The sequence below is a fragment of the Rhizobium sp. CF142 genome (assembly GCF_000281145.1).
GTDB lineage: Bacteria > Pseudomonadota > Alphaproteobacteria > Rhizobiales > Rhizobiaceae > Rhizobium.
In genome coordinates, this window is the sequence record NZ_AJWE01000027.1 from 47,061 (window position 1) to 71,930 (window position 24,870).

26 protein-coding genes are annotated in these 24,870 nt (G+C 60.0%); 21 read left to right on the forward strand and 5 right to left on the reverse strand.

Going from position 1 to position 24,870, the window contains the following annotated elements; all coding sequences use genetic code 11:
- Window positions 1-58 precede the first annotated feature (58 nt).
- Complete coding sequence (locus PMI11_RS08390) at window positions 59-742, forward strand: GntR family transcriptional regulator (RefSeq protein WP_007815523.1); 684 nt, start codon at window positions 59-61, stop codon at window positions 740-742.
- Between the two features lie 51 nt (window positions 743-793).
- Here the strand turns inward: PMI11_RS08390 and PMI11_RS08395 are convergent, their stop codons facing one another.
- Window positions 794-2,143 carry a dihydroorotase gene (locus PMI11_RS08395; RefSeq protein WP_007815525.1) on the reverse strand — a complete coding sequence of 450 codons (1,350 nt, stop codon included), beginning with the start codon at window positions 2,141-2,143 and terminating at the stop codon, window positions 794-796.
- Between the two features lie 125 nt (window positions 2,144-2,268).
- On the opposite strand from PMI11_RS08395, the gene PMI11_RS35955 reads away from it, so the two are divergent.
- From PMI11_RS35955 to PMI11_RS08440, 9 genes are all read left to right on the forward strand, one after another.
- Complete coding sequence (locus PMI11_RS35955; protein WP_007815527.1) at window positions 2,269-2,883, forward strand: NIPSNAP family protein; 615 nt, start codon at window positions 2,269-2,271, stop codon at window positions 2,881-2,883.
- A 2-nt stretch (window positions 2,884-2,885) separates the two neighbouring features.
- Entirely contained in the window at window positions 2,886-3,362 is a 477-nt protein-coding gene (locus PMI11_RS08405; protein ID WP_007815529.1) for a RidA family protein, read from the forward strand.
- Between the two features lie 24 nt (window positions 3,363-3,386).
- Window positions 3,387-3,650 (forward strand): hypothetical protein, encoded by a 264-nt coding sequence (locus PMI11_RS08410; RefSeq protein WP_037070944.1) that lies wholly within the window; start codon window positions 3,387-3,389, stop codon window positions 3,648-3,650.
- A gap of 94 nt (window positions 3,651-3,744) precedes the next feature.
- Complete coding sequence (locus PMI11_RS08415; protein WP_007815532.1) at window positions 3,745-4,176, forward strand: helix-turn-helix domain-containing protein; 432 nt, start codon at window positions 3,745-3,747, stop codon at window positions 4,174-4,176.
- A gap of 8 nt (window positions 4,177-4,184) precedes the next feature.
- Window positions 4,185-6,026, forward strand: coding sequence for a hypothetical protein (locus PMI11_RS08420; protein ID WP_007815534.1), 1,842 nt, complete (start codon window positions 4,185-4,187; stop codon window positions 6,024-6,026).
- A gap of 11 nt (window positions 6,027-6,037) precedes the next feature.
- Window positions 6,038-6,256, forward strand: a complete 219-nt coding sequence (locus PMI11_RS08425) for a hypothetical protein (protein WP_007815536.1) — start codon at window positions 6,038-6,040, stop codon at window positions 6,254-6,256.
- Window positions 6,257-6,303: 47 nt separating this feature from the next.
- Window positions 6,304-7,461 (forward strand): YcaO-like family protein, encoded by a 1,158-nt coding sequence (locus tag PMI11_RS08430; RefSeq protein ID WP_037070946.1) that lies wholly within the window; start codon window positions 6,304-6,306, stop codon window positions 7,459-7,461.
- Window positions 7,458-8,195, forward strand: coding sequence for a TfuA-like protein (locus PMI11_RS08435; RefSeq protein ID WP_007815540.1), 738 nt, complete (start codon window positions 7,458-7,460; stop codon window positions 8,193-8,195). The genes PMI11_RS08430 and PMI11_RS08435 overlap by 4 nt, the downstream gene beginning before the upstream one ends.
- Window positions 8,196-8,240: 45 nt before the next feature.
- Window positions 8,241-8,522 carry a hypothetical protein gene (locus PMI11_RS08440; protein WP_157179604.1) on the forward strand — a complete coding sequence of 94 codons (282 nt, stop codon included), beginning with the start codon at window positions 8,241-8,243 and terminating at the stop codon, window positions 8,520-8,522.
- 226 nt (window positions 8,523-8,748) lie between these two features.
- Here the strand turns inward: PMI11_RS08440 and PMI11_RS08445 are convergent, their stop codons facing one another.
- A complete protein-coding gene (locus PMI11_RS08445; RefSeq protein ID WP_007815544.1) occupies window positions 8,749-9,828 on the reverse strand; it encodes a LacI family DNA-binding transcriptional regulator in 1,080 nt (359 codons plus the stop codon).
- A gap of 234 nt (window positions 9,829-10,062) precedes the next feature.
- Here PMI11_RS08445 and PMI11_RS08450 point away from each other — a divergent pair, with 234 nt between their 5' ends.
- The 6 genes from PMI11_RS08450 to PMI11_RS08475 all read left to right on the forward strand — a co-directional run bounded on the left by PMI11_RS08450 (window position 10,063) and on the right by PMI11_RS08475 (window position 16,984).
- Complete coding sequence (locus PMI11_RS08450; protein ID WP_007815547.1) at window positions 10,063-11,016, forward strand: sugar phosphate isomerase/epimerase family protein; 954 nt, start codon at window positions 10,063-10,065, stop codon at window positions 11,014-11,016.
- A 55-nt stretch (window positions 11,017-11,071) separates the two neighbouring features.
- On the forward strand, window positions 11,072-12,301 hold the full coding sequence (locus PMI11_RS08455; protein ID WP_007815549.1) for an ABC transporter substrate-binding protein: 1,230 nt from the start codon (window positions 11,072-11,074) through the stop codon (window positions 12,299-12,301).
- A 75-nt stretch (window positions 12,302-12,376) separates the two neighbouring features.
- The gene (locus PMI11_RS08460; RefSeq protein ID WP_007815551.1) at window positions 12,377-13,267 is read left to right on the forward strand and encodes a carbohydrate ABC transporter permease; all 891 of its coding nucleotides are present in this window, start codon (window positions 12,377-12,379) and stop codon (window positions 13,265-13,267) included.
- Window positions 13,264-14,142, forward strand: coding sequence for a carbohydrate ABC transporter permease (locus tag PMI11_RS08465; RefSeq protein WP_007815552.1), 879 nt, complete (start codon window positions 13,264-13,266; stop codon window positions 14,140-14,142). Before PMI11_RS08460 ends, PMI11_RS08465 begins: the two co-directional genes overlap by 4 nt.
- Before the next feature lie 6 nt (window positions 14,143-14,148).
- Window positions 14,149-15,228 carry an ABC transporter ATP-binding protein gene (gene ugpC, locus PMI11_RS08470; protein ID WP_007815554.1) on the forward strand — a complete coding sequence of 360 codons (1,080 nt, stop codon included), beginning with the start codon at window positions 14,149-14,151 and terminating at the stop codon, window positions 15,226-15,228.
- Between the two features lie 70 nt (window positions 15,229-15,298).
- Window positions 15,299-16,984, forward strand: coding sequence for a GMC oxidoreductase (locus tag PMI11_RS08475; RefSeq protein WP_007815556.1), 1,686 nt, complete (start codon window positions 15,299-15,301; stop codon window positions 16,982-16,984).
- An 18-nt stretch (window positions 16,985-17,002) separates the two neighbouring features.
- Here PMI11_RS08475 and PMI11_RS08480 read toward each other — a convergent pair whose 3' ends face one another.
- Entirely contained in the window at window positions 17,003-18,331 is a 1,329-nt protein-coding gene (locus PMI11_RS08480) for an aminotransferase-like domain-containing protein (RefSeq protein ID WP_007815559.1), read from the reverse strand.
- A gap of 100 nt (window positions 18,332-18,431) precedes the next feature.
- On the opposite strand from PMI11_RS08480, the gene PMI11_RS08485 reads away from it, so the two are divergent.
- From PMI11_RS08485 to PMI11_RS08505, 5 genes are all read left to right on the forward strand, one after another.
- Window positions 18,432-19,403 carry a hypothetical protein gene (locus PMI11_RS08485; protein WP_007815562.1) on the forward strand — a complete coding sequence of 324 codons (972 nt, stop codon included), beginning with the start codon at window positions 18,432-18,434 and terminating at the stop codon, window positions 19,401-19,403.
- Between the two features lie 47 nt (window positions 19,404-19,450).
- Window positions 19,451-20,341 carry an ABC transporter substrate-binding protein gene (locus PMI11_RS08490; protein WP_007815564.1) on the forward strand — a complete coding sequence of 297 codons (891 nt, stop codon included), beginning with the start codon at window positions 19,451-19,453 and terminating at the stop codon, window positions 20,339-20,341.
- A complete protein-coding gene (locus PMI11_RS08495; protein WP_007815566.1) occupies window positions 20,338-21,279 on the forward strand; it encodes an amino acid ABC transporter permease in 942 nt (313 codons plus the stop codon). Before PMI11_RS08490 ends, PMI11_RS08495 begins: the two co-directional genes overlap by 4 nt.
- Entirely contained in the window at window positions 21,276-22,055 is a 780-nt protein-coding gene (locus tag PMI11_RS08500; protein ID WP_007815568.1) for an amino acid ABC transporter ATP-binding protein, read from the forward strand. Before PMI11_RS08495 ends, PMI11_RS08500 begins: the two co-directional genes overlap by 4 nt.
- An 87-nt stretch (window positions 22,056-22,142) precedes the next feature.
- Window positions 22,143-23,324, forward strand: coding sequence for a M20 aminoacylase family protein (locus PMI11_RS08505; protein WP_007815570.1), 1,182 nt, complete (start codon window positions 22,143-22,145; stop codon window positions 23,322-23,324).
- Window positions 23,325-23,388: 64 nt separating this feature from the next.
- On the opposite strand, the gene PMI11_RS08510 is transcribed toward PMI11_RS08505, so the two are convergent.
- Window positions 23,389-24,573, reverse strand: coding sequence for a GTP-binding protein (locus PMI11_RS08510; RefSeq protein ID WP_007815572.1), 1,185 nt, complete (start codon window positions 24,571-24,573; stop codon window positions 23,389-23,391).
- A 91-nt stretch (window positions 24,574-24,664) separates the two neighbouring features.
- The coding region (locus PMI11_RS08515; RefSeq protein ID WP_007815574.1) for a DUF4082 domain-containing protein at window positions 24,665-24,870 on the reverse strand (206 nt) is incomplete at its 5' end.

The window sequence follows — 24,870 nt, forward strand, 5'->3', positions numbered from 1 at the left end:
GTCTTCCAGTGGAGCACAAGCTGGGTTAGTGGATAGAAGATTTTGATCGGGGGTGAGCATGACCGAATCTGACCATGACCAGTTTGCCGAAGCGCTTTCGTCAGAACGCGCGAACCTGACCGGGCAGGTCTACGAGCAGCTGATCGACATTTTGATCCGCGGTGAGTTGCGGCCGGGCGATGTCATCGTCGAACGGCGCATGGCCGACCGGTTGAACGCCTCGCGTACGCCGATCCGGGAGGCTCTTGGTCGGCTCGAGGCGGAGGGACTTGTCTACAAGCAGCCGGGCCGTGGCGTCACCGTCAGCCCGTTTTCGACGGAAGCTTTCGTCGAGCTGCTGCATGTGCGTCAGCTCCTGGAATCGGAGGCTGCTCGACTTGCCGCAGGCCGCATCCCCCCGGCGCGCATCGAGGAAATCCGCGCAGCACTCCAGGAACTCGGCAACAAACCAGCCCCCTCGCTCAGCGAGATCTGGGAAATCGACGACATGCTGCACGGCGAAATCGCCGATGCGGCAGGCAACGCGCTTTTGGCCGGCATGATCCGCGACCTGCGCCGGCGCACCCATGTCTTCAACGCCTATCGCAATCCGTCGAAGTACAAGTTCGGCGTTGAGGAAAATGCGGTACTTCTCGATGCCATATCGAGCGGAGATCAGGAAATGGCCCGCAAGGCGATGGCCCACCACATCGAAAGCGTCAAACTTGCCATCATCGACCGGTTGGCAGGCGGCGCCCGCTAGCCTGACAATCGCCCCGGAATATGTCGGGGGTCGATGGTGCCTGGTATCGTGTCATCCTCGACGCGGTATATAGCGGCCGTAGCCCGGTGTTTCGGTTACGGCGGCGCCGCCGAAGACCTTGCGCCCGCGAACGAAGGTCGCCGAAGGTCTGACCGAGAATATCATGCCCTGATAGGCGCTCCAGCCAGGACCGTCCGGATTTGCGTTGGCGTCGTAGACATAATTCTCTGGCGCGAGCACGGCGATGTCGGCATCGAAACCCGGAGCGATGCGCCCCTTTTTTGAAAGCCCGAAGAACCGCGCCGGACGATCGGCAAGATAGCTGGCGGTCAGCAGCGCAGCTTCGACATCGCTCTTGCGCTTTGCCGCCGCAGTAAAGAAGGCCGGCAGCATCACTTCCAGTCCCGGCATGCCCGCTGCCACGTCGAAGATCGAATCATTGGTCTTTCGCTCCAGCGGCCAGGCGCTGTGATCGGAAGAGACGAAGCTGCAGAGCCCCTCCTCCAGCACGCACCAGAGCGCCTCCATCTGCCGCGGGCGGACGGGCGGGTTGACCTTGAGCAGCCCTTTCAGACGCGGCATATCGATATCGGCGTCGAAGAGGAGATAGTGCACGCACATTTCGGCGGTCGCCTGAAGACCTCTGTCGCGATAGGCGCGCACCATCTCGAACCCCTCGGGCACGGAAATGTGGACGATATGGGCGTGGGCGCCCGTCGAGGCAGCGAGTTCGAGAAAGGTGCCTGTGGCAGCAAGCTCGGCCACCGGCGGACGGCTCTGGCTGTGATATTCGGCACTGGTCTTACCCGCCTCCTTCAGGGTTTTCGTCGCATGCGCCACGATTTCCTGATCCTCATTATGCAGGCCAAGCGGAAGGCTCGTGCCCTCCAGCGCATGCAGCAAGGTCAGCGTCGCGGCATTGTCGATGCGTGGAAAGCGATCCGGGTGCGCCTCGAAAGACGAAATCTTGAAGGCGCAGACCCCGAGATCGACGAGCCCTCTGATATCGGAAAGGTCAGGTGTCGGCGGGACCGTGCCATACAGGGCCACGTCGCAGACGGCATGCTGGTGGATGGCTCTGACCTTTTCCTGGAGCACTGACGCTGTCGTGACCGGGATTGGATGGTCGTATGGCATATCGACGATCGTGGTGACGCCGCCGATCACGGCAGCCTTCGTCGTCGGCGCCATGCCGGGAAAGCCAATCTGGCTTCCTGCATGGGTCTGACCGTCGACCGCCCCCGGCAAAAGCCAGGCCGCGCCAAAATCCTGCGTTTCAGGCGCCGCTGGCGCCTTGCCGGTCCCGACCGCCGCGATCATCCCGTCGGCGACGGCGACCCAGCCATTCTCGATGAGACCAGACGCCGTTACCACTCGACCTTTTATAACCAGTTCCGTCATTTTGCCGGCTCCTCTGCTCTTCCGCCGTATTTATTTTTTGGCGTGCAATTGGAATTCCCTTGGTGTACCAAGTCGAGAGCATCTTTGAAAGACCCTTCAAAATTTCAGGAAGAGCGAGACTGAAAATGATCTATGACCTGACAATCTTGTCGCTGTTGCCCAATACGCTCGGTGCCGTCATGCCCGTATTGCCCGAGGCCTATGCAAGCTTCTCTGCGACCGGCAGGCCACTCGGGGCCTTTGCCTGCGAGTTCGGCACACTGAATCGCTTCGCCTTCCTGACGGCCTATGAGGGGGTAGAGGCGATTGCGGAAGAGCGCGCCAGACTGATGACGGCAGAAGATCCCTATAAGATCGGCGCGCATCTCGCGTGTGTAACGAGCACGGCCTTCAAGCCGCTGTCCTTTGCAAAGCCGATTACGCCCGGGACCTACGGTCCGTTTTATGAATTCCGCACCTACACGCTCGCCCCCAATGGCCTAGCCGAGACGGAAGCTGCCTGGGCCAAGATCATCGATCGCCGCCATGAAATGTCGCCGCTCCTAACCAACATGGCATCCATCGAAGAAGGACCGCAAAGGATGGTGCATATCTGGCCGTACCAGACGATCGAAGCCCGCATGGCGGCGAGAGCGCAGGCGAGCAAGGAAGGCATCTGGCCGCCGCCAGGCGGCTCCGGCAGACTCACCAACCTGCAGTCGGAACTGTTTGTCGCAACCTCTTTCTCGGATCTGAAATAGGCATGGGCATCGCAGGTCGTCTCCGCGAACTCGGCATTGAACTTCCCCCTCCACCTGCTCCGATCGCCCGCTTCCTTCCGTCCGTGGAAGCGGGCAGACTTCTGTTTCTGTCCGGACTTGCTCCCCTCGATGAGAATGGGAAACCCTACACAGGCGTCGTCGGCCGCGATTATAGCGCCGAGCAGGCCCAGCACTTTGCAAGGCTGGTCGGCATCAACCTCCTGTCGGTTGCCCATGCTAGTCTCGGTAGTCTCGATCGGGTCGCACGGGTCGCGAAAGTCTTTGGCATGGTCAATGCAGTACCCGATTTCACGTGCCATCCCTTCGTGATTGACGGATGTTCCAATCTCTTCTTCGAGGTCTTCGGTGAGCGCGGCATGCATGCCCGCACCGCCATGGGAGCTGGTTCGTTGCCGGGCGGCATTCCGGTCGAAATCGAAGCGGTGATCGAGGTCCTGCCGTCTTCGCCGAAAGTTTGAGCCCGTTATCAGGGCTGCCATTTTATGCTTGAGCAGGAGCTGGAACAAATTGCCGCGAAGGCCTTCGCAAGCGAAGTCTATCCGCAAATGAACTTCAGGCACCTTTCTTCCGCATTTATCCAGCGAGAAAAAAGCTTTGGCTCTCCTCGTTCGAAAGCGGACCAGGGAAAGCTTTTCCCAAGCCTTGCGGTTTTCCACGCCGATCCTTTTACTCGCATGCTTTATTCGGGCATTGCCAATCAAATGATTCTGATAGAGAAAATCCAAAATTCAGCAAAATGTTGCTAGCGTCGCAGCGCTGATCTCGAAAATTATTATATTACTTTCGGTTGCATTTTGACGCAAACCTCGCAATGATCATCCGTGACCGGAGGTTCCAGCCATGAAGGCCAAATCGCCCACATCGATCGATGCCTATGTCGGCAGCAGAGTGCGGGCCCGCCGCAAGCTGCTCAGACTATCACAGGTCGCACTTGCCGAACGGATCGGCGTCACCTTCCAGCAGATCCAGAAGTATGAAAAAGGCATAAACCGCATTGGCGCGAGCCGGCTGCAGACGATCGCCGAGACATTGGGCGTACCCGTTCAGTTCTTCTTCGAAAATGACACCGAGCCGACCACCTATAACCTTGTCAGCAATGGCAGGGATGATCTGAATGCGTTTTTGACGTCGAAGGATGCCCAAGCCCTCAATCGCGCCTTCATGGCGATCGAGAGCCCGGCTATCCGGCAGAAGCTCGTCGCCCTTGCCAAGAGCCTGGCCAGGAATACCCACCCCGATATCGACGTCATTCATCCAGAAACCGGCGCCTGAGGGCTTTCGTGATCCATCTCCAGACCTTTGGCGAATTGCGACTGACAGACGGCCTGGGGGCGCCGATCCGCTATCCGGTCAAGGCTCTGGTGATGATCGCCTATCTGTATTCCTCGCCGGATCAGCAGCGCAGCAGACAAGAGCTTGCACGGTTCTTGTGGAACGAGACCGGAGATCATCTTGCTGATCTCAATTTGCGGAAGCTGATTTCACGCATTCGCGACACAACGACAACATCCGACGAACAGATACTGAATTTCGGGCCGCCTTTCATCAGCCTGAACAAGAACGTCCTGTCCGTCGATCTCGACATATTGCGCAAGGAAGAGCAGCCGGTGGCACAATTGGCGGCCGTCAGCGATCTCGTGCAACGTGGCTTCGTTGCCGGTCTCAGCGCATCGACCAAGGCAATCGATGCATGGATCGAGCGCGAACGGCAGCTGCACCTGCTCACCTTAAGGGATATTTTCGTCAGGGCTGCAGATCATATTCGTGATGACGAGGAACGTCGCCTTCTGCGCCGCTCGGGACTTCAACTTCTTGAAGTCTTTCCCGGTGACGAGCAGATCCGATCGATCCTTCGTGGCACGGCAGAGGATCATTCGCAACGCCGCCCGCAGGCGGCGAGAGCCGTGGCAATGGCACGCAGTCTCATCGCCGAGCAGCAAGACGCCGGCATGCCGCAAATCATAACCCCGACATCTGCGCCGCGGCTCGTACTGCTGCCCCCGGGTGCGGCGGCCCTGACACGAGAGGCAGCAATTGCCGACGCCCTTATCGAAGATGTTACGATCGAGCTCTGCGCCCTGCGCAACATATCCGTCGTCGCACCCCATACAGCCGAGCAGATCCGCCGCGACTCCGACAAGGCTACCATCGTTCAACGGCATTCGATTTCCTACCTCCTGGACACACGGCTTTCCGGCGAGGGGCTTTATGCTCAACTCATCTATTTTCCAACCGACGAGATCTTGTGGGCAGCCCGATTCGACATGGCGGTCGAAACGCTGCCGACACAGAGGCGCTTGATCGCCCAGAAACTTGCCGACGCCGTCTCAGGACAATTGAAGCGGAACGAAAGCATTCGCCTTCGTAACGAAGCGGATCCGCAGGCCTACCATTCCTATCTCCTTGGTGCCGGTCTGCTTACCAAGCTTAGCCTGCCGGATATCCGGCGTGCACGGAAATCCTTCAAGCGCGCACTGCATTTTTCTCCAGACTATGCCCCTGCTTTCACGGGCCTGTCGCGGACATTCACCAGCGAGTGGCTATTGACCACGCAAGGCGATCCCGCCCTGCTGCAGCTTGCCGAAGATCAGGCACTTCGGGCGATAGAGAGGGATTCAGAATCGGCAGCCGGGCATCGGGAACTTGGCGTGACGAAACTTTACCAGGGTGCCGTCGATGACAGCGTTGCAGCACTCGACCTCGCCGAAAGCCTCAGCCCGCATTATGCCGATGTGATCTATAGCCATGCGGACACGCTGGTCCATGCATCGCGGCCGCAAGATGCGCTGGAGAAAATCAAGAAAGCGATCTCGCTCAATCCGATCGCACCCGACGCCTACCTCTGGTGTGCGGCTGGGGCGAGCTACTTCCTTGAACAGTATGAAGAGGCGCTCGCCTATGTCGACCGGATGAAAGACAAGGCACCGGCCTATCGCATCGCGGCCGCCAGTTGCGCGATGATCGGCGATCGAAAACGGGCACAGTTTTATCGGCAACGCGCCGAGCTCCTCAATCCTGCTTTCGAGGTCGAGAAATGGCTCGCCTTGGTGCCCTTCAAGGAGCAGTGGCAAAAAGAGCTTTACCGAGACGGTCTTTTCAAGGCCGGTTTTTCAAAAACCTGAAGGAGAATATTATGGCAAAAGTTGTTGTATTGGGTGTAACAGGCGAAAAGGGACTCTGGCTCGTGGATATCGCCGCGGGCACCGTAACACCGGTGCAGGTACCTGCCAGCGGCGATCTGGCGGCAGCCGTCAAGCAGCGCGATGCCGGCGGCGTATTCATCAAGAATGTCGATTTCGCAATTGCCGTCTCCTCGGCTGATACGGTCTTCTCCGGCCACGTGGACGGCTAAGGCGCGCGACGCTGACCGGTCATTCCGACCTTTATTCCGACCGAACAATTGCGCCGCGGGACACATTGTCCCGTGTCGCTCCCTATTTGGAGCCGATGGGCATCACACGCCTGTCACGACAGACCGATCTCGATTGTGTCGGTCTTCCGGTCTGGTGTGCCTATACGCCAAACTCCCGCTCCATTGTCATCGCCCAAGGCAAAGGACTGGAGGATATCGACGCCAAAGTCTCGGCGGCGATGGAAGCCCTGGAACGCGCGGTTGCAGGCGACCCCGTCACCGTCACCACGGTTTCGTCGGCACGAGACCTGCGACGCCGGGGCGATTGCGCCGAACCGCTCGATTGCCTGATCGCAGGCGGCGAGCAGATCGTGGGCGAAGACGAGGAACTGGCCTGGAGCCTGGCAACCGAACTGCTCCACGATCAACCGATCCATGTCCCGCAGGATGCTGCCCTCCTTGACCGAACGCGGCAGAACCGGTTCTGGATGTCGTCGGATGGTCTTGCCTCGGGCAACACCATGGAGGAAGCAATATTCCATGGCATTCTGGAGCGCATCGAACGCGATGCCCATGTGCTTTGGCGGATTGCCAGCGATGACAAGCGCGGCGCATGCTGCGTCGATCCCAAGAGCCTTGCTGATGCCGCGCTCTCGGGCCTGATCGACAGGATCGAGGCCGCCGGGCTCATCTTGAAACTCTTCGATATCACGAGCGATATCGGTATCCCCTGCTATACCGCACTCGTCGCCCCATCAGCGATCGACGGCAAAGTGCCGCTCCGGTTCATCGAGGTCACCGGCGGCAGTGGCGCTCATCCCTGGGCCGTGCGGGCGGCAATCCGCGCCGTAACGGAAGCGCTTCAGTCTAGACTGACCTATATCAGCGGCGCCCGCGACGATGTCTGGCCCGAATTGTTCACAACGCCGCTTCCGGCAAAAACCCGCACCACCTTTCTTGCCGTCCCCGCTTCTGTACCTGCGGCCGCCATCACAAGACCGGCCGGGAACATACCCATCCTGCTGCATGACCTGCTGACGCGACTTCGCGCCGGCGGAATCGGCTCGGTGATTGCCCTTCCCCTGACGCCTGCAAACCTGCCATTTTCGGTGGTGAAGATATTCATACCCGATCTTGAGAACCCCGAGGGCAACAGGCTCCATCGTTTCGGCCAACGTGCCCTTGCAAGGGCGATGCGCTGGTGAAGGTCGTCTTCATCGGCCCGAGCTTGCCTGATGCAGCAAGCCACGCCGCGACGGATATCGTTCTGCGGTCGCCCGCTGTTCAGGGAGATGTGTTAAGGGCGGTGGAAGATGGCGCAAACGTCATAGGTTTGGTCGACGGCGGCTTTGAAAATACCGCACCGGTTTGGCATAAGGAAATTCTCTTCGCTCTCTCCCTCAATGTCACGGTCCTGGGCGCCGCCAGCATGGGTGCCTTGCGGGCCGCCGAATGCCAAGCGTTTGGAATGATCGGCGTTGGCCGGATTTTCAACGATTATGTCAGCGGAACCATCGTCGATGACGCCGATGTCGCGCTTCTGCACGAACCGATGGAACTGGGCGGCAGACCGCTGACCGTGCCGATGGTCAATGTGAGAAGCACTTTGGATGAGATGGAAAGGCTGCAGCTCTTTGATAAAGCTCTTCGCCTGGCTCTCGAACAAACCGCGGCAAACCTCTTCTTCAAGAAGAGAAGCTGGGCTCTCATCGTTCGCGCATGCGCTGCGATACCGGCATCGCAAAAGCCGCATTGGCTGACCACGCTGAAGACCCACGCAATCGATCAGAAGCGGATCGATGCCCTGGCTCTCCTCGAAGTTGTTCGCGACGCGGATGATCAGCGCGTGCCCCTAAATCGCCATTGGGAATTCAGGAAAACCACGCTTTGGTCCGAACAACTAGCCCGCTCAAAAGCCCGAATCCCATTGCACTCATAAAGTGTTTCACGCGTTTTTCACGCACTTTAGTATCGAACTGTCCTTATGGTCATCTACGCAATCTGGAGAATTGATATGACGGTCATAGGGTCGGGAAAGCTTCAGCACGCAGCGGCGGCAGACATGGATGATCTTGACGAGCTCATGGCCTTGGCTCGGATGATCACCTATGCAAAGGCGTTGGCGGAAGATTTGAAGATCGAACTGGGCGCCCAGTCTCTCGATCTGGCATTGACGGCGGTTACGCGGGAGCTGCGCAGGGCGACGGATGCCGATCTTCCCGGTCTGGAGCCGTTGCTCGCGCACATGAATATCGAGCTGCACTGATCGGCCCTGCGGCCAATGTCTCAGTCGTTGTTTCACTAAAGGTCGTTGAACGCTCTCTCATCCAAGATTCGTTGGCGCGGAAGCAATGCTCGCAGAAACGGACTGGAACTCGATAGGTGATTTCGCACCTGTCGATGCGGTCAGCCGCAGGCTGCATCCAAACAATTCCGAGAGAGAGCCCGATCCCGGTCGGTGCTCAGGACGCGCCTTCGCGTCAAAATTAAAGTCAGGTCGTCAATTTTGAGTTCACCGCGATACTGTCACGGCGAATGAACCGGCTCGGAATGACGACGCGCAGTTCTCGCCTCTCATCGGACTTTTCCATCCTGGCAATCAGGAATTCTGTCGCGGTCTCCCCGAGAGCCTCCATGGGTTGCTCGATCGTCGAGAGCGGAGGCGCACAATATTCGCAGACCGGAGATCCGTCGAACGAGACGATCGACAGGTCTTCAGGTACACGCCATCCCATCTTCTGAACCTTGCTCATGAAGGAGATTGCCATGTCGTCGCTCGTCGCCACGACAGCGGTCGGCTTTTCGTCGAGCTTTGCAAAGTCCTCGGCAGCCTGCAAACCCGTTTCAAAGCCGAACTGAAAGGTGAATTGGCCGCCAGAGCGCGTTACATTCTGTTCGGAAAGCCCCGCCTCCTGCAAGGCTTCGAGAAGACCGGCATAGCGTTCGATGTCGTGATAGTTTCCCGTCGGGCCGGCAATATAGAAGAAGCGGCGATGCCCGAGCGCCAGGAGCTCCCGACCAGCCTCTTTCACAGCCTGTCTGTCATTGGTGATGATGCTCGGAACAGAAGTGTCGCTCATGTCGAGCAGAAGCGAAACGATCGGCAGTCCCGCCTCGGCAAGCGATCTGTTGGCGACCACCGGCAGCTGCGACGACAGGATGAGCGCGCCCCTCACCGTCCCTCCGAAGGCAAGATCAAGGATATGCCGCTCGGAACTTTCGTCGCGGTCGAGGTTGGCGATCATCAGATTATAGCCGTTGCGGATAACCGTGCGATTCACGGCCTCCAGAACCTGGGGAATGATCTGGGACGCGCCATAATGCAGCGAGCCCGGCAGGATGATCATGATCACGTTCGACTTGCCGACGCGCAGGTTGCGGGCAGCGGCATTGGGCGTATAGCCGAGTTGTTCGGCTGCGGCGGCAATCCTTGCTCTGGTCTTTTCGTTGACCCGCCCCGGATTGGCCAAAGCGCGGCTGACTGTCGAAGTTGCGACGCCCGCCAGACGCGCGACATCGGCCATCAGGGCGGATGATCCCTCTGTGGATAGGCTATCTTCGGTTTTCTTCATCATTCCATCCACTTAGCCCAGTGCAACCATACCCTGTTCGGCTCACGAATCCCGTTATAGCAAACGATTGCCAAAAACTCGAAGAAAAGCGTTGCATATTTTATCGGCTTGACTAATATCCAGGCATGGCAATCGATTGCCAATTGCCAAAACATTGAATTTACTGGATAAAATCCGACGCGAGAGACGCTCTTCGCCACGGATGAGCTATGCCTGGATGGAAGGGACTGAATAATGGCTGAGAGTGACAATCTGCGTTTTGGTGTGGACCTGGTCACCTTCTTTCATCCAGGCTTCTGGGGCGTCGACAGCTATGACGCAATCGTCGAACATGCGAAGTCTCAGCCGCGGCAGTTCTGGGACAAGATCCTCGACAGCATCCAGGCTTCGGGCGTGACCGGTGTCGAGCTGACCTTCTCTCCGTTCAACTGGCAGGATGCGATCAAGACCTACGGGTCTGTGGAGGCCTTCGGCGCCGAGCTCTCTGCCCGCGGGCTCCAGCTCGCATCCGGCTTCTTCGCAGAGCTGGAAGCATCGGGCGATTTTACCGAGGCTGCCGCGCAGGCAGCCATCATCGCCAAGGCCGAACAATATGCCGATTTCATCAAGGCCTGCGGCGGCGATATCATGGTCATTGGCGCACCGATGCGTCAAACGCCTGGCGAAGAGCCCGTGCGTTTCCGCGATTTCGAACAGGCCAAGGTCATCGCCGATTTCTTGAACCGGCTCGGAGCGATCCTTTACAAGAAGGGTGTCAAGCTCGCCGTGCATACGGAAGCGCATTCGATCTTTGCCGCTGCCCGCGACGTCGATCTTCTGATGCTGCTGACGGATCCGGCTTACGTGCATATGTGCCCGGACACGGCGCACATCATTCTCGAGGGTTCCGACCCGATCCAGCTCGTCGATCGCCATCACGAGCGCATGATCATCGCCCACTGGAAGGATGCAACCGGCAAAATGCCGGCAGACACGCCGATCGGCGCCGACATCCACGAGCGCCACCGTCCCTTTTTCTGCGGCTTCGGCCTTGGCCGCGTCGACTGGCCGGCCTGGATCCGCCTCTTGCGGGATCGCCAGTTCAATGGCTGGGCAATTCTCGAGCTCGACGCCGCAGCCGATCCCGTTGGCGACATCGCCAATGGTCTGACCCTCGTGCGGCAGGCGCTGCTGCCGATCTATCGCTAACCGTACCTTGCAACCAAACGGCCCCGCAAAGAGGGCCTATTCAAGAGGTGGAACAATGAAGAAAATGACGCTCCTGCTCGCCGGTACCATGCTGCTTGGCGCTGCCGGCCTTGCGAATGCAGACGACAAACTGAAGGCCGAGGTCTTCACCTCCTGGACGTCAGGTGGTGAGGGCCGCGCCGTCGACGCCATCAAGAAGGAATTCGAAAAGCGCGGCGGCGTGTGGGAGAGCTCCACGATTGCCGGCTTCGAAAATGCCAATGCCGCCTTCCAGAACCGCCTTGTCGCCGGCGATCCCCCGACCGCAAAACAGGTCGTCGTCGGCAAGGACCCGGCCGAATTCATCGAGCAGGGCCTGATGAACCCGATGGATGAAGTGGCGGCTGCCGGCAAGTGGAAGGATGCGCTTCCGAAGGCACTCTATGATTACATCACCTATGACGGCAAAGTTTATCTGACACCGACCGGTATCCACGGTGAAAGCTGGATGTTCTATTCCAAGGACGCCTTCAGCAAGGCCGGGATCACCGAAGAGCCCAAGGATTGGGACGCCTTCTTCGCCGACATGGACAAGCTGAAGGCCGCCGGCCTGACGCCTATCGCCTGGGGTGGCCAAGGCTGGCAGGAGGTGAAGGTCTTCAACATGGTGCTCCTGTCCCAGGTGGGCATGGAAGGCTTCATGAAGATCTATGCCGAAAAGGATCAGGCAGCCCTGACCTCCGACGGCGTCAAGAAGGCTCTCGAAATCTTCGGCAAAATGCGGGCCTATGTCGATGAAGGCTCTGCCGGCCGCAACTGGAACGACGCGACCGCCATGGTCATCACCGGCAAGGCCGGCGTGCAGTTCATGGGTGATTGGGCCAAGGGCGAGTTCACGGCTGCCGGCAAAGTCGCCGACAAGGATTTCGGCTGCGCCATCTCTCCCGCTTCCCCGGGCCTGATCTATATCTCCGACGCTTTCGCTTATCTGAAGACGAACGACGCCAACCAGGACGCAGCGCAAAAGCTGCTGGCCGAGGTCGTCATGGACCCCGCAGTTCAGGTCGAATTCTCGCTGAACAAGGGCTCGATCCCCGCGCGCATCGATGTCGACAAGTCCAAGTTCGACGCCTGCACCCAGAAGGGCATGGCCTTCATGGCCGCGGGCAAGATCGTGCCCGAACACGCCATCACCACGACGCCGGAGCAGGTGGGCGCTCTGACAGACTTCATCGGCGAATTCTGGGCCAATCCGTCCGCCGATGTCGATGCATCGGCCGCGCAGTTCGCCGCGATCTTCGAGTAAAATCGGACAAGCCTGTCGCCTGCACCGCACGACCGGTGCAGGCGGCTTTCGAAGCCCCTTTGCAAAGACGCTCTGATGAAACGGAAGCATAACCGCTCGAAGGCGGCGCTCATCGCTCTCATCCCGACCTGGGCTGCGGTGGTCGTCGTCTACCTCGGCACCATGGTCTGGTCGGTGACCCTGTCCTTCACCAATTCGCGGCTGTTCCCGTCGTGGAACTTCGTCGGGTTCGAGCAATATTCCAAGTTGTTTCAGACCGCCAAATGGCTGGTCTCCTTCCAGAACCTCATCATCTTCGGCGTGCTTTACGTCTTTGGCTGCCTGTTTGTCGGCTTCCTGCTTGCCGCGGCCCTCGATCGCAAGGTGCGCTTCGAAAGCGCCTTTCGGACAATCTTCCTCTATCCCTATGCCATGTCCTTCGTTGTCACCGGCCTGATCTGGCAATGGATGATGAACCCGACGCTCGGCGTTCAGGCAAGCGTGCGTGCGCTTGGCTGGCAAAGCTTCACCTTCGACTGGATCATCAACCGCGATCTTGCGATCTATGCGGTGGTGATCGCGGCCCTCTGGCAGGGCGCGGGCCTCGTCATGATCCTCGTGCTGGCCGGCATGCGCGGCATCGACGGTGAGCAGTGGCGCGCTGCCCGCATCGACGGCATTCCTGTCTGGCGCACCTATGTTTCGATCATCCTGCCGCAACTGACACCGGCCTTTGCTGCCGCCGGCATGCTGCTCTCCATGGGCGTGATCAAAACCTACGATATCGTCGTGGCGCTCACCAATGGCGGGCCGGGATCGGCGACCGAGGTGCCGGCGAAATTCATCATGGACAATCTGTTCCAGCGCCAGAATCTCGGACTTGCGACGGCAGCGGCGACCGTCCTGCTTTTAACCGTGCTGATCATCGTCGCGCCCTTCCGCTATGCCCAACATATCCGCGCCCGGCGCCAGGCAGGTACGCTATGATCCATCCCCGCGGCCCCAGGCCGACGCAGATCACCGCAGCCCGCATCGGCCTCTATGCCTTCCTCATCTCTGCCGCACTGTTCTTCGCCGTGCCGCTTTACGTGATGATTGTCACGTCGCTGAAGACCATGGACGAGATCCGGCTGGGGCAGATTTTTGCCCTGCCGCTACGCCTCGACTTCACCGCCTGGAAGACGGCCTGGGCTGGCGCCTGTGCCGGCAGCGAATGCACCGGCGTGCGCATGGGCTTCCTGAATTCGGTGAAGATCACCGTACCGGCCGTCGTCATCTCCGTCCTCATCGGCGCAATCAACGGTTATGCACTCTCCTTCTGGCGCCCGAAGGCCGGACGCCTGATGTTCGGCCTGCTGATGGCCGGCGCTCTGGTGCCATACCAGATCTTTCTCTATCCGCTGGTACGCGCCATGGCGGTGATGGGCTTCTACAACAGCCTCGGCGGCATCATTCTCGTGCATGTGCTGTTTGGCCTGCCGCTGGTGACGCTGCTCTTTCGCAATTATTTCGTCACCATTCCGGAAGAGCTCTTTAAGGCAGCGCGCGTCGATGGCGCCGGCTTCTGGCGGATTTTCATCGAGATCATGCTGCCGATGGCGCTTCCGATGATCGTGGTCGCCTCGATGTTCCAGTTCACGGGCATCTGGAACGACTTCCTGCTCGGCGTCGTCTTTGCCGGACGCGACAATCTGCCGATGACAGTACAGCTCAACAACATCGTCAATACGACGATGGGCGAGCGCAACTACAACGTCAACATGGCGGCCACCATCCTCACCGCCATCATTCCGCTTGCCATCTATTTCCTGTCCGGACGCTGGTTCGTCCGCGGGATCGCGGCCGGCGCCGTCAAGGGGTAAGGCTGAATGCACTCTGCTGTTTCCATCAAGGACCTGAAGATCAGCTACGGCGACCATACGGTGATCGAGCAGATGTCGCTCGATATCGCACCAAAGGAATTCCTCGTCCTGCTCGGCCCGTCCGGCTGCGGCAAGTCGACCTTGCTGAACGCGATCGCCGGTCTTTCAGACATCACCGACGGGGAAATCTGGATCTCAGGGGAAAACGTTACCTGGGAAGAACCGAAGGACCGTGGCATCGGCATGGTGTTTCAGTCCTATGCGCTCTATCCCCGCATGTCGGTGCGCAAGAACCTCTCCTTCGGCCTCAGGGTCGCGGGCCTGCCGAAGCCGGAGATCGACATCAGGGTCGAGCGAGCGGCATCGCTCCTGCATCTTGAAAAGCTGCTCGATCGCCGCCCGGCCGAGCTTTCGGGCGGCCAGCGCCAGCGTGTTGCGATCGGCCGCGCGCTGGTGCGCGAAGTCGATGTCTTCCTGTTCGACGAGCCGCTGTCGAATCTCGACGCCAAACTGCGCAACGAGCTGCGCGTCGAGATCAAGAAGCTACACCAGCAGCTCGGCAACACGATGATCTACGTCACCCACGACCAGGTGGAGGCGCTGACCCTTGCCGACCGCATTGCCATCATGAAGGAGGGCGTGATCCAGCAGTTGGGCACACCGGCAGAGATCTATCACCGGCCCGCCAATCTCTTCGTCGCCGGCTTCATCGGCGCGCCCTCGATGAATTTCATTCAAGGCAGCATCGAACGGGACGGCGATAAGGTGCTATTCAAGGCGGGCGACCTCACCCTCGACATGTCTGGTTACGCTTTTGCCGCAAGGCCGCAGGCCGGCCCGGTAACGCTTGGCGTGCGTCCGGAACATCTTACTATCCGACCGGAAGCCGGGGACGCCGCGCTTCATGCAGCCGTCTCAGTCCTGGAGCCGATGGGTTCCGATACGGTTGTCTGGCTCACCTGGAAAGACACGACCCTGTCGCTGCGGGTGATGGGCGATCTCGCGCTCCAGCCGGGCGATGTCATCGGCATCGGTCTCGATCTCTCCAAGGCATCGCTTTTTGCAGGGGACGGCAATCGCCTCTGAGCCGTGCTCTCCCGGCAGCAGAGAGATCGTGCCGGTCCCATTTCATTGATGAAGTCAGGTTTTGAACGACATGTCTGAAAAAGTGTATGATGCGCTTGTGATCGGCTCCGGCGCGGCCGGCTCCTTTGCCGCCATGGAATTGACGGCCAATGGTCTGTCCGTCCTGCTTCTCGAGGCTGGGCCTGAGATCAGCAAGAAAGATTTCGATCCCACCCGCAAGAAACCGCCGGCAAGCGCGATCAACATCTGGGAGCGGGCACGGGCAACCATTAAGGGCCAGCCGGTGCAGGCGCGCGCCGCCTTCTTCACCGAGCGCTTCAGCCGCTTCTTCGTCAATGATCGGAAGAACCCCTATACTACGCCGCGCGGCGAACCTTTCCTGTGGATCCGCGGCCGGCAGTCGGGCGGCCGCCTGCACAGTTTCGGCCGCGTGCTGCTGCGCTGGAGCGACGACGATTTCAAAATTGAAAGCCGCAGCGGCCGCGGCGTCGACTGGCCCGTCTCCTATGACGAACTAGCCCCCTTCTATGCCGAAGCCGAAAGCCACCTTGGCCTCTACGGCAATCAGGATCATGTCTCAACCTTGCCGGACGGCGTCTATTCCCGTCCCGCCAAGCTGACGCCAGCCGAAGAGCTCTTCAAGAAGACAGTCGAAAGCCAGGCGCCCGAACGGCATGTCGTATCCTGGCGTTATATCGCACCGGACGCCGAGCGCGTGCCGCGCCCGCTGCGCGAGGCACTCGCCAGCGGCAAGTTGACCATCCGCCACGATGCGATCGTGCGCCGCATTACCACAGATGCGAAGACAGGCCGGGCGACAGGCGCAGAATACGTTGATCGCAATTCCGGCAGCGTCCATGCGGTCAAGGCCGAAAACGTCGTCCTCTGTGCCTCGCCGATCGAAAGCGTTCGCCTGCTCCTGAATTCGGCATCGGCAAAGCACCCGAACGGGCTTGGCAATAGTTCCGGCACGCTCGGCCGCTACTTCATGGACCAGCTGCCATGCCTGGCCTTTGGAACCTATGCGCCTGCCCGCGGCTGGTCGCATGACGATTCGGCCCCGCAGGACCCGTTCTACAATCCCTCGGGCGGGATCTTCGTCCCGCGCTTCGACAATGTGGAAGGAAAAGCGCCGCGCGGCGACTTCGCCTATCAGGGCAGCGTCGGCCGCGCGCCGGTCGGCGACAACGAGCCGTCGAGCCTTGCCTTCTTTGGCTTCGGCCTGATGCTGCCGCATGCCGACAATCGCATTACTCTCGATGCCAGCCGCAAGGATGCCTGGGGCATTCCAGTGCCGCGCATCCGTTGCGTCATGCATGAGCCCGAGCAGGAAATGATCCGCAAGCAGGAAATGATCCTGATCGACATGGTGAAGAGTGCCGGCGGCGAGCTCGACTTCATCGGATCGCCGCTTGGCCTGAGAGAAATGGGCCGTGGCGCTTTCCCGGATGCCGACCCTTTAAGCCGTTTCCTGTTCCGCAAGTGGTTCCGAAAGACCATGTGCATGGGTGCGGCAATCCATGAAAGCGGCGGCGCGCGCATGGGCACCTCGCCGGAAAATTCCGTCCTCAACGGATGGAATCAGAGCTGGGACGTGCCCAATCTTCTTGTGACCGACGCCAGCGCTTTTCCCGGCGGTGGCACAGCAGGTACGACCTTGACCGTCATGGCCCTGACCTTGCGCGCCTGCCGGAAGCTCGCGGCGCAATACCGCGGATCTGCTGACATCTCCGAACACGGTGAAGTGTTGGGATGATTGGAGCGACACCGAAGACTAGACCGGGCTGGCAGCGAGTGCGATCGAGTCGGCCACGTCGTTTAGCCGATCAGACAATATGGCCGTCGCCACGCGAAGATGTGCGCTTGGAAGAATGGAAAATTTAGCACCGGGATGAACCGCAATACCTCGCGCCGCCAGCGTGACCATCGCGAAAGGTTCGGATGCAACCGGCACCCAGGCACACAAGCCGCTGCCATGTTGCACGTCGATCCCACGTTCCCCCAGGGCGTCGACCAGATCGGCCCGACGCTGGAAATAGATATCGCGAGAGAGTTGCAGCGAGGCTTGCGTCACGGGATCCCGCAGAAGCCATGCGGTGGCTGCCTGAAGGATACGGCTTGTCCAGCCCGCGCTGAAGCTGCGATAGGACTGGATCTGTTCGACGATCGCCCGCGAGCTTGAGAGCACAGCAAGCCTCAGATCCGGACCATGCGTCTTTGAATAGGAGAGAATGTGAATGGTCCGGTCGGTAAACCGGCCACCAAGCGAATGACGCGGAGCCGTGGAAATGTCGGCAATGCCGTCATCCTCGACGATCAAAGTGTCCGTGCCGTCGAGAATGTCTCCAAGCCGTTGTAACCGCTCGCCGCTGACGCTCTGACCGGTCACCGAGTGAAGCCGCGGCTGGAAAATGAAGGCGACGGGCCGCAGCTTCATTGCGGCTTCGAGCGATGCGGGCAGCGGTCCTTCCCGATCGCACTGGACCGGGATGATCTGCACGCCGCGATCCTCCAGAATATCAAGAAGCCGCATGGCGGTCGGATCTTCGATTGCAACGGAAGCACCGGGCATGACGAGCGCCTGGATAAGCGTGTAGACCGCGTTATAGCCCCCGTTCGTCGCCAGGAATGCCTCCGGTTCGTATGGCCAGGTCTTTCGAACAGCCTCTTCGAGTTCCGGAAGAATGCGGCTTCGCTCGTAGCTGTTGAGATTTTCGGCCGACGCTCCATAGGCCATGGCTTCGGTAAGCTTTGGCAAAAGCCGGACATCCGGCACGGCCGATGTCAGGTCGAGGACGTCGGCTCCATAACGGCCGGAACTGCCGAGCCGTTCGGGTTTCGCCACGAAACGGTCGCCGCTCACCCAGGTGCCGTTCCGTCCCCTGCCGGTAATGATTTTCTGGCGTCTCAGCTCGCTCCAGGCCTCGGAGATCGTCGCCGGACTGATCCCGAGCGCAAAGGCGAGATCGCGGATCGGCGGCAGCTTCGTTCCGACCGGAAGCGCCCCGGCCCGGATCAAGGCACTGGTTTCAATCGCAATTCCTCGAATTGTCCGATCGGTCAATTTTTGGGCAAACCATGCCGCATCGACAATATCGCTCATTTAATCGCCATTTTTAATGTTCAATAACGTAATAACATTTGATCGGATAAATTTGAACATTTAATTGTTCCGAAAACAAGGTCTTTGCGAGTGAATGCCAATGCCCCTTAGCCTCCGACTTGCACTGCGTGACTGGGACTACATGACGCCCCTGGTTCTCGGCGATGTCTCCTCTCCCAAGCTTGACATCAAGGTCGACCGCGTCGGCACATTGCTCTCGCATCTCGGCAAGAGCGACCACTACGATGTCGCGGAAATGTCCTTCAGCCGCTACACGCAGCTGCGCATCGATGGCGACGAGAGCGTCGTCGGCGTTCCGAACTTCATCATGCGCGGCTTCCGTCACCGCTGCATCATCACCCGCAAAGACGGCCCCATCACCGAACTTCGCCAGCTGGCGGGAAAGCGTATCGGCGTCACCGGATGGCGCGACTCCGGAAACACCTGGACCAGAGCGGCGCTGCGCCGCGAGGGCGTCGGCGTCGAGGATGCCATGTGGTATGCAGGCCGCCTGACGGAAGCGCATCCGGTCGTCGATCGTCTGGACGGATTCGGCCGGCCCGGCCGCATCGAAGCGGCTCCCGGTGAGCGCCCCATGGTCGACCTGCTCAAGGAAGGCTTCCTGGACGCGATCTTCACGCCTTTCATGCCCGACGGCTACTTCGGCGGAGGATCGCAGTTCCGGCAAGTCATTTCCGATTTCAGAGGTGCCGAACGTCGATATTTCGATGATGTGGGCTATGTTCCCGGCATGCATCTGATCGGCATCAAAGCGGGCATCGTCGCGCAGAACCCGTGGGTGATCGAAGAGCTCAGCAAGCTGATCGACGAATCGCAGCGGATGTGGCTGAGCAAACGCCGCAAATACGCCGACACCACGCCCTTCATGATGGACGAGCTGTTGAAGTCGGCGGCCGAGCTTCCGGTCGGCTGGGAGGCCAGCGGCTTTGCTGTCAACAGCAAGATGATCGCCGACTTCGCCAGCGAGCTTCACGTCCAGGGCATCCTGCCGCAGTTGATGACGCCGGAAGACCTCTTCTCCTTCGATGTGGACGGTAGCCGCATCGGGTGAGCGCAACACGAAACGCATAAATTCGAACCAAACAGGGGAACTAAATAATGTCGATCAGGAAAATTGCATGCCTTGCTCTGACGAGCGTAGTGATCTCGGGAACGGCCTTCGCTGAAGATGCGGCCCTGCCCAAGCTTTCGGTCAACGACGCACTTCATGCGCAGTTGCCCGAAGCGATCCGCACGTCCGGCAAGATGATCTCCGTCAACAATGGCTCGTTTCCTCCCTATGAAATCGTCACGGGCACCGAGATGACCGGCGCCAGCGCCGATCTGACCGACGCGCTCGGTGAGGTTCTCGGCGTCAAGATCGAGCATGAGACCGTCGGTGGCCTGCCGGCGCTGCTGGCCGGTGTCAACTCCGGCCGCTACCAGTTTGCCTTCGGTCCAGTCGGCGATTTCAAGAGCCGCGAAGAGTCCAACGACTTCGTCGACTGGGTGCAGGAATTTGTGGTCTTCTCGGTGCAGAAGGGCAATCCGAAGGGCATCACCTCGCTCGATACCGCCTGCGGTAACCGCATCGCCGTCATGGCCGGCGGTTCGGCCGAAAAGGTCATCCAGGTACAGGCCGAAAAATGCAAGACCGATGGCAAGGGCGCGATCGAGGTGCAGTCCTTCACCGACCAGCCGAGCTCTATCCTTGCCGTCCGTTCCAAGCGGTCGGATGCCTTCTTCTCCTCCCAGGCGCCGCTCACCTATTTCGTGTCGCAGGCCAACGGCCAGCTGGAACTGACCGGTGTGGGACAGAAGAACGGCTTCGACAATCTCTATCAAGGCGCGGTTGTCGCGAAGGGCTCGCCGCTCGGCCCGGTCCTGCGCGATGCGGTCAAAGTGCTGATGGACAATGGCACCTATGCTGCGATCATGAAGAAGTGGGGCCTTGAGAACAATATGATCAAGGAGCCCGGTATCAACCTCGGTGGGACGCTTCCGAAATGAACACACAGATACAAACACTCGCATCGCCCTCCGGCGATGCGAAAAGCCGGGATGTGGCCCATGCCCACAAGCCCTTCCCCAAAGGCCGCGTTGCGGCCTGGGTCATCACGTTTGCGATCGCCGCCTACTGGACCTGGTCGGTCGCGCATAACGAGAATTTCGGCTGGCCGGTCATCGCACACTATTTTTTCGACCCGACAGTCATCAGCGGGCTTTATGTCTCGCTCGGTCTGACGGTCGTCGCGATGATCATCGGCATCACGCTCGGCCTCGTGCTGGCTGTTGCCAGGATGTCCAGCGATCGGCTGGCAAACTCGCTCGCCTCGCTGTTCATCTGGTTCTTCCGTGGAACGCCGCTCCTGGTGCAACTGATCTTCTGGTACAATCTTTCCACACTGTTTCCGACGCTGTCGATCGGCATTCCCTTCGGCCCAACCTTCATGAGCTGGGATACGAATTCGGTGATCAGCCCGATGACGGCCGCGATCGCCGGTCTCGCGCTCAACGAGTCCGCCTATATGGCGGAAATCATCCGCGGCGGACTGCTTTCGGTGGACAAGGGCCAGTTCGAGACGGCGGAGGCCTTCGGCATGACGCGCACCCGCGCGCTTCGCCGCATCATCATTCCGCAGGCCATGCGCTCGATCGTTCCGCCGACCGGAAATCAGCTGATCAGCATGATCAAGGCGACCTCGATCGTCAGCGTCATCGCCATGGCCGACCTGCTTTATTCGGTGCAGTCGATCTACAACCGCACCTTCGAGATCGTGCCGATGCTGCTCGTCGCCGTCCTCTGGTACCTGCTCATCACATCGGTCCTGAATGTCGGCCAAACCTACATCGAGCGCTATTACAGCCGCGGCGATCGCCGCACAGGCGCCGCCAAGCCGGCAAAGGAAACGGCCATCATGGCACAGGCAACGGAGGCAGGCGCATGAACGAGATCGCCACTATCGAGCCGCTCGTCAAAGCACGCAATGTCCACAAGTCCTTTGCAGATCTCGAAGTGTTGAAGGGTATCGATCTCGATGTCGCACCCGGTGAGGTCGTCGTCGTCCTTGGACCCTCCGGCTCCGGGAAGTCGACGTTCCTGCGCTGTATCAACCACCTCGAATCCATCAATCAGGGTTCGATCGAGGTGGACGGCGAACAGATCGGCTACCGCCTGCACAAGGACCGGCTGCTGCAGCTGTCGAACCATGCCATTGCCCTGCAGCGGCGCAAGATCGGCATGGTGTTCCAGCAGTTCAATCTCTACCCGCATATGACGGCGCTGCAGAACATCATCGAGGCCCCGGTCGGCATACACGGCGAGAGCCGAAAGGTAGCGACCGAAAATGCACTCAGGCTGCTCGAACGGGTCGGGCTCTCGGCCAAGGCCGACAGCTACCCGCGCCAGCTTTCTGGCGGCCAGCAGCAGCGCGTGGCGATTGCCCGCGCGCTGGCCATCAAGCCGAAGCTGATGCTCTTCGACGAACCGACCTCAGCACTCGACCCCGAGCTGGTCGGCGAGGTTCTCGCCACCATGCGGGATCTTGCAAACCAGGGTCTGACGATGATCGTCGTCACCCACGAGATTAGTTTTGCGCGGGAAGCAGCCGACCGCGTCGTCTTCATGGATGACGGCAAGGTCGTGGAACAGGGCAAACCGGAGGACGTGATCGGCAACCCGCAGCACTCCCGCACCAGAAGTTTCCTGTCGCGCTTCATCTAGCGCGGCGGCTCCCCATGCTCTTGCCCTGCAGGCTGGCTTTACCGTGAGCCGGCCGACGACACCCGCGCCCATCAAACTGGAATTGCCATGTCCCTCGACAATGATTTTGCCCGCCTCTCCGATTTCGAACCGATGGAAGCGGAGTTGACGGCCATCCGCCGGCATCTCCACGCCCATCCCGAGCTCTCCTTCGAAGAGGCCGAGACCGCGCGTTTCGTTGCCGAAAAGCTGGAATCCTGGGGTTATGAGGTGACCCGCAACGTTGGGGGCCATGGCGTGGTTGCGCGCATGACGGTCGGCGCCGGGAAGAAGAGCATCGCTATCCGCGCCGACATGGATGCCCTGCCGATCACCGAGGAAACCGGTCGCCCCTATGCCAGCACGGTTACCGGCAAGATGCATGCCTGCGGCCATGACGGCCACACGACGATCCTTCTCGGTGCCGCCGAATATCTGGCGCACACACGCCGCTTCAATGGCACCGTCAACCTCATTTTCCAGCCGGCCGAAGAGGCGGGTGCCCTGAGTGGCGCGCCCGCGATGATCGCAGACGGGCTGTTCGAACGCTTTCCCTTCGACGTTATCTTCGGCCTGCACAATCATCCCGGCGCGCCCGAGGGCACCTGGCTGATGCGGTCGGGACCGTTGATGGCGGCCGCCGATAGCGCCGAGATCATCATCAGGGGCAAGGGCGGCCACGCTTCGCGGCCGCATCTGACCGTCGATCCGGTGGTCGTTGCCTGCAACCTCGTCGTCAGCCTGCAATCGGTCGTCTCGCGCAGCATCGATCCGACACAGACCGCCGTCGTCACGGTCGGGGCGATCCATGCCGGCGAGGCCGCAAACGTTATCCCCGAAAGTGCAAAACTGCTGCTCAGCATTCGCTCCTTCGACCCGAAGGTGCGCGAGACGCTGGAGGCCAGGATCCGCAGGCTCGCCGAAACGATTGCCGACGGTTACGGCGCAACCGCGGAAATAGAATACACTCGCGGACACCCAGTGGTCGTCAATTCGGAAGCGGAAACCGAATTCGCCCGCATGGTCGCAGAAGAGCTCGTCGGTGCTGACAAGGTAGCTCTCTGCAACCTCATTCCCGGCAGTGAGGACTTCTCGCATTTCCTCGAGCACAAGCCCGGAAGCTTCCTGCGGCTGGGCAACGGCGTGGAATCCGCGATCCTGCACAGTGCCAAATACGACTTTGCCGACAAATCCCTGACGGCGGGCGCTGCGATGTGGGCGCGCTTGACCGAACGTTATCTCGACGACTGAGGCATAGGACGTGAACTCTCGCGCCCTTGCGTTCGTGGCGCAAACACTAAGAAGCCGTCCCGCGCTACCAGGCCGGAAACGGATCTTCGAGGGCGGCCCAATCACGCGGATCGGCGCTGGCGAGGCAATCGTCCAGCGCGGTCCGTACACCTGTCTCGTCCATCCCAACCCCGATGAACACCAGTTCCTGCCGGCGGTCGCCCCAGGCGCTGTCCCATCGGCTTTGCAGGTGCTGATGAAATTGCTGATGGCTCGGCCAGTCCTGCCGGGGAACAGCTGCCCACCAAAGCCCCATGGGTTCGCAGCGCCGCTGCACTCCTGCGGCCGACATAAGGCCCACATGACGCGGGCGCGTGGCAAGCCAGAAATGGCCCTTGGCGCGAAGCACTCCCGGCCAGGGCTCGTCCAGGAATGCCCGAAACCGCTTGGGGTCGAAGGGGCGCCTCGTGCGGTAGACAAAGCTCGATACCCCGTATTCCTCCGTCTCCGGAACATGTTCGCCCGGGCTGTACAATTCCTTGTGCCACAAAGGATGCGCGGCGGCCTTTTCTTCATCAAAGAGGCCTGTATTGAGGACGGTTGCCAGAGAAACTTTGCCGAGATCCGTCTCCACCTGACGCGCATCCGGGTTGAGAGACGCTACTATCTTGCGGATCTCCGCGCGGACCTCTTCACTCGCATCCGAGATCTTGTTGATCACGACGACATCGGCAAACTCGATCTGGTCGACCAGCAGGTCGATGAGGGTGCGCCGGTCCTCACCATCCCGTTGCAGGCCGCGGTCGGCAAGTAGATCGGCACTACTGTAGTCGGCTAACAGGTTTGCAGCGTCGACCACGGTAACCATCGTGTCGAGTCTGGCAAAATCGGAAAGCGAAATGCCGTTTTCATCGCAGAAGGAAAAGGTTGCCGCGATGGGGCGCGGCTCGGCGATGCCGGTGCCTTCGATCAGCAGATAGTCGTATCGCCCCTCTTCGGCCAGTCGCCGCACTTCCGTCAGCAGGTCGTTGCGCAGGGTGCAGCATATGCAGCCATTGCTGAGCTCGACCAATGTCTCCGTCGTATGCGACAGGTTGCAGCCGCCATCTCGAATGAGGCTTGCGTCGATGTTCACTTCGCTCATGTCGTTGACGATAACGGCGACCCGCAAGCCTTCACGATTGTTCAGGACGTGACTGAGAAGCGTCGTCTTGCCAGCGCCGAGAAAGCCGGCGAGCACGGTCACTGGGAGCCGCTCGGTCCTGTTCATCGGCATGTCCTAGATATGGACACCGAGAGCGATTGACGTTTGCATCGCATAAGCCTCATTCGAATCCTGTTTCTAATCTCCTTGCGATGGCTCATGCGGCGAGCTGCGGGCGGAAGATCACATCGGCATAGTAATTCGCTGAATCATAGGTATTGCTCGGGAAGAGTCCCGCGGTAGCGGACCCGCCATAGGCGTAGACGCCGTTGCCGCCGGCCGCGGCACTGGACTGGGCCGTCAGCGGACCATTTGTCACGGCATTGTTGAAGAAGGCGTCCGTCGCCACATAGGCACCGGTTG

Bases quoted from the DNA above. Each gene is read 5' to 3' on its own strand.
- PMI11_RS08490 (WP_007815564.1), top strand. From the start codon at position 19,451: ATGTCGATCAGGAAAATTGCATGCCTTGCTCTGACGAGCGTAGTGATC.
- PMI11_RS08450 (WP_007815547.1), top strand. From the start codon at position 10,063: ATGGCTGAGAGTGACAATCTGCGTTTTGGTGTGGACCTGGTCACCTTC.
- PMI11_RS08410 (WP_037070944.1), top strand. From the start codon at position 3,387: ATGCTTGAGCAGGAGCTGGAACAAATTGCCGCGAAGGCCTTCGCAAGC.
- PMI11_RS08395 (WP_007815525.1), bottom strand. From the start codon at position 2,143: ATGACGGAACTGGTTATAAAAGGTCGAGTGGTAACGGCGTCTGGTCTC.
- PMI11_RS08440 (WP_157179604.1), top strand. From the start codon at position 8,241: ATGGTCATCTACGCAATCTGGAGAATTGATATGACGGTCATAGGGTCG.
- PMI11_RS08510 (WP_007815572.1), bottom strand. From the start codon at position 24,573: ATGAACAGGACCGAGCGGCTCCCAGTGACCGTGCTCGCCGGCTTTCTC.
- PMI11_RS08485 (WP_007815562.1), top strand. From the start codon at position 18,432: ATGCCCCTTAGCCTCCGACTTGCACTGCGTGACTGGGACTACATGACG.
- PMI11_RS08425 (WP_007815536.1), top strand. From the start codon at position 6,038: ATGGCAAAAGTTGTTGTATTGGGTGTAACAGGCGAAAAGGGACTCTGG.
- PMI11_RS08445 (WP_007815544.1), bottom strand. From the start codon at position 9,828: ATGAAGAAAACCGAAGATAGCCTATCCACAGAGGGATCATCCGCCCTG.
- PMI11_RS08505 (WP_007815570.1), top strand. From the start codon at position 22,143: ATGTCCCTCGACAATGATTTTGCCCGCCTCTCCGATTTCGAACCGATG.
- PMI11_RS08405 (WP_007815529.1), top strand. From the start codon at position 2,886: ATGGGCATCGCAGGTCGTCTCCGCGAACTCGGCATTGAACTTCCCCCT.
- PMI11_RS08415 (WP_007815532.1), top strand. From the start codon at position 3,745: ATGAAGGCCAAATCGCCCACATCGATCGATGCCTATGTCGGCAGCAGA.
- PMI11_RS08465 (WP_007815552.1), top strand. From the start codon at position 13,264: ATGATCCATCCCCGCGGCCCCAGGCCGACGCAGATCACCGCAGCCCGC.
- ugpC (WP_007815554.1), top strand. From the start codon at position 14,149: ATGCACTCTGCTGTTTCCATCAAGGACCTGAAGATCAGCTACGGCGAC.
- PMI11_RS35955 (WP_007815527.1), top strand. From the start codon at position 2,269: ATGATCTATGACCTGACAATCTTGTCGCTGTTGCCCAATACGCTCGGT.
- PMI11_RS08475 (WP_007815556.1), top strand. From the start codon at position 15,299: ATGTCTGAAAAAGTGTATGATGCGCTTGTGATCGGCTCCGGCGCGGCC.
- PMI11_RS08480 (WP_007815559.1), bottom strand. From the start codon at position 18,331: ATGAGCGATATTGTCGATGCGGCATGGTTTGCCCAAAAATTGACCGAT.
- PMI11_RS08390 (WP_007815523.1), top strand. From the start codon at position 59: ATGACCGAATCTGACCATGACCAGTTTGCCGAAGCGCTTTCGTCAGAA.
- PMI11_RS08495 (WP_007815566.1), top strand. From the start codon at position 20,338: ATGAACACACAGATACAAACACTCGCATCGCCCTCCGGCGATGCGAAA.
- PMI11_RS08500 (WP_007815568.1), top strand. From the start codon at position 21,276: ATGAACGAGATCGCCACTATCGAGCCGCTCGTCAAAGCACGCAATGTC.
- PMI11_RS08460 (WP_007815551.1), top strand. From the start codon at position 12,377: ATGAAACGGAAGCATAACCGCTCGAAGGCGGCGCTCATCGCTCTCATC.
- PMI11_RS08455 (WP_007815549.1), top strand. From the start codon at position 11,072: ATGAAGAAAATGACGCTCCTGCTCGCCGGTACCATGCTGCTTGGCGCT.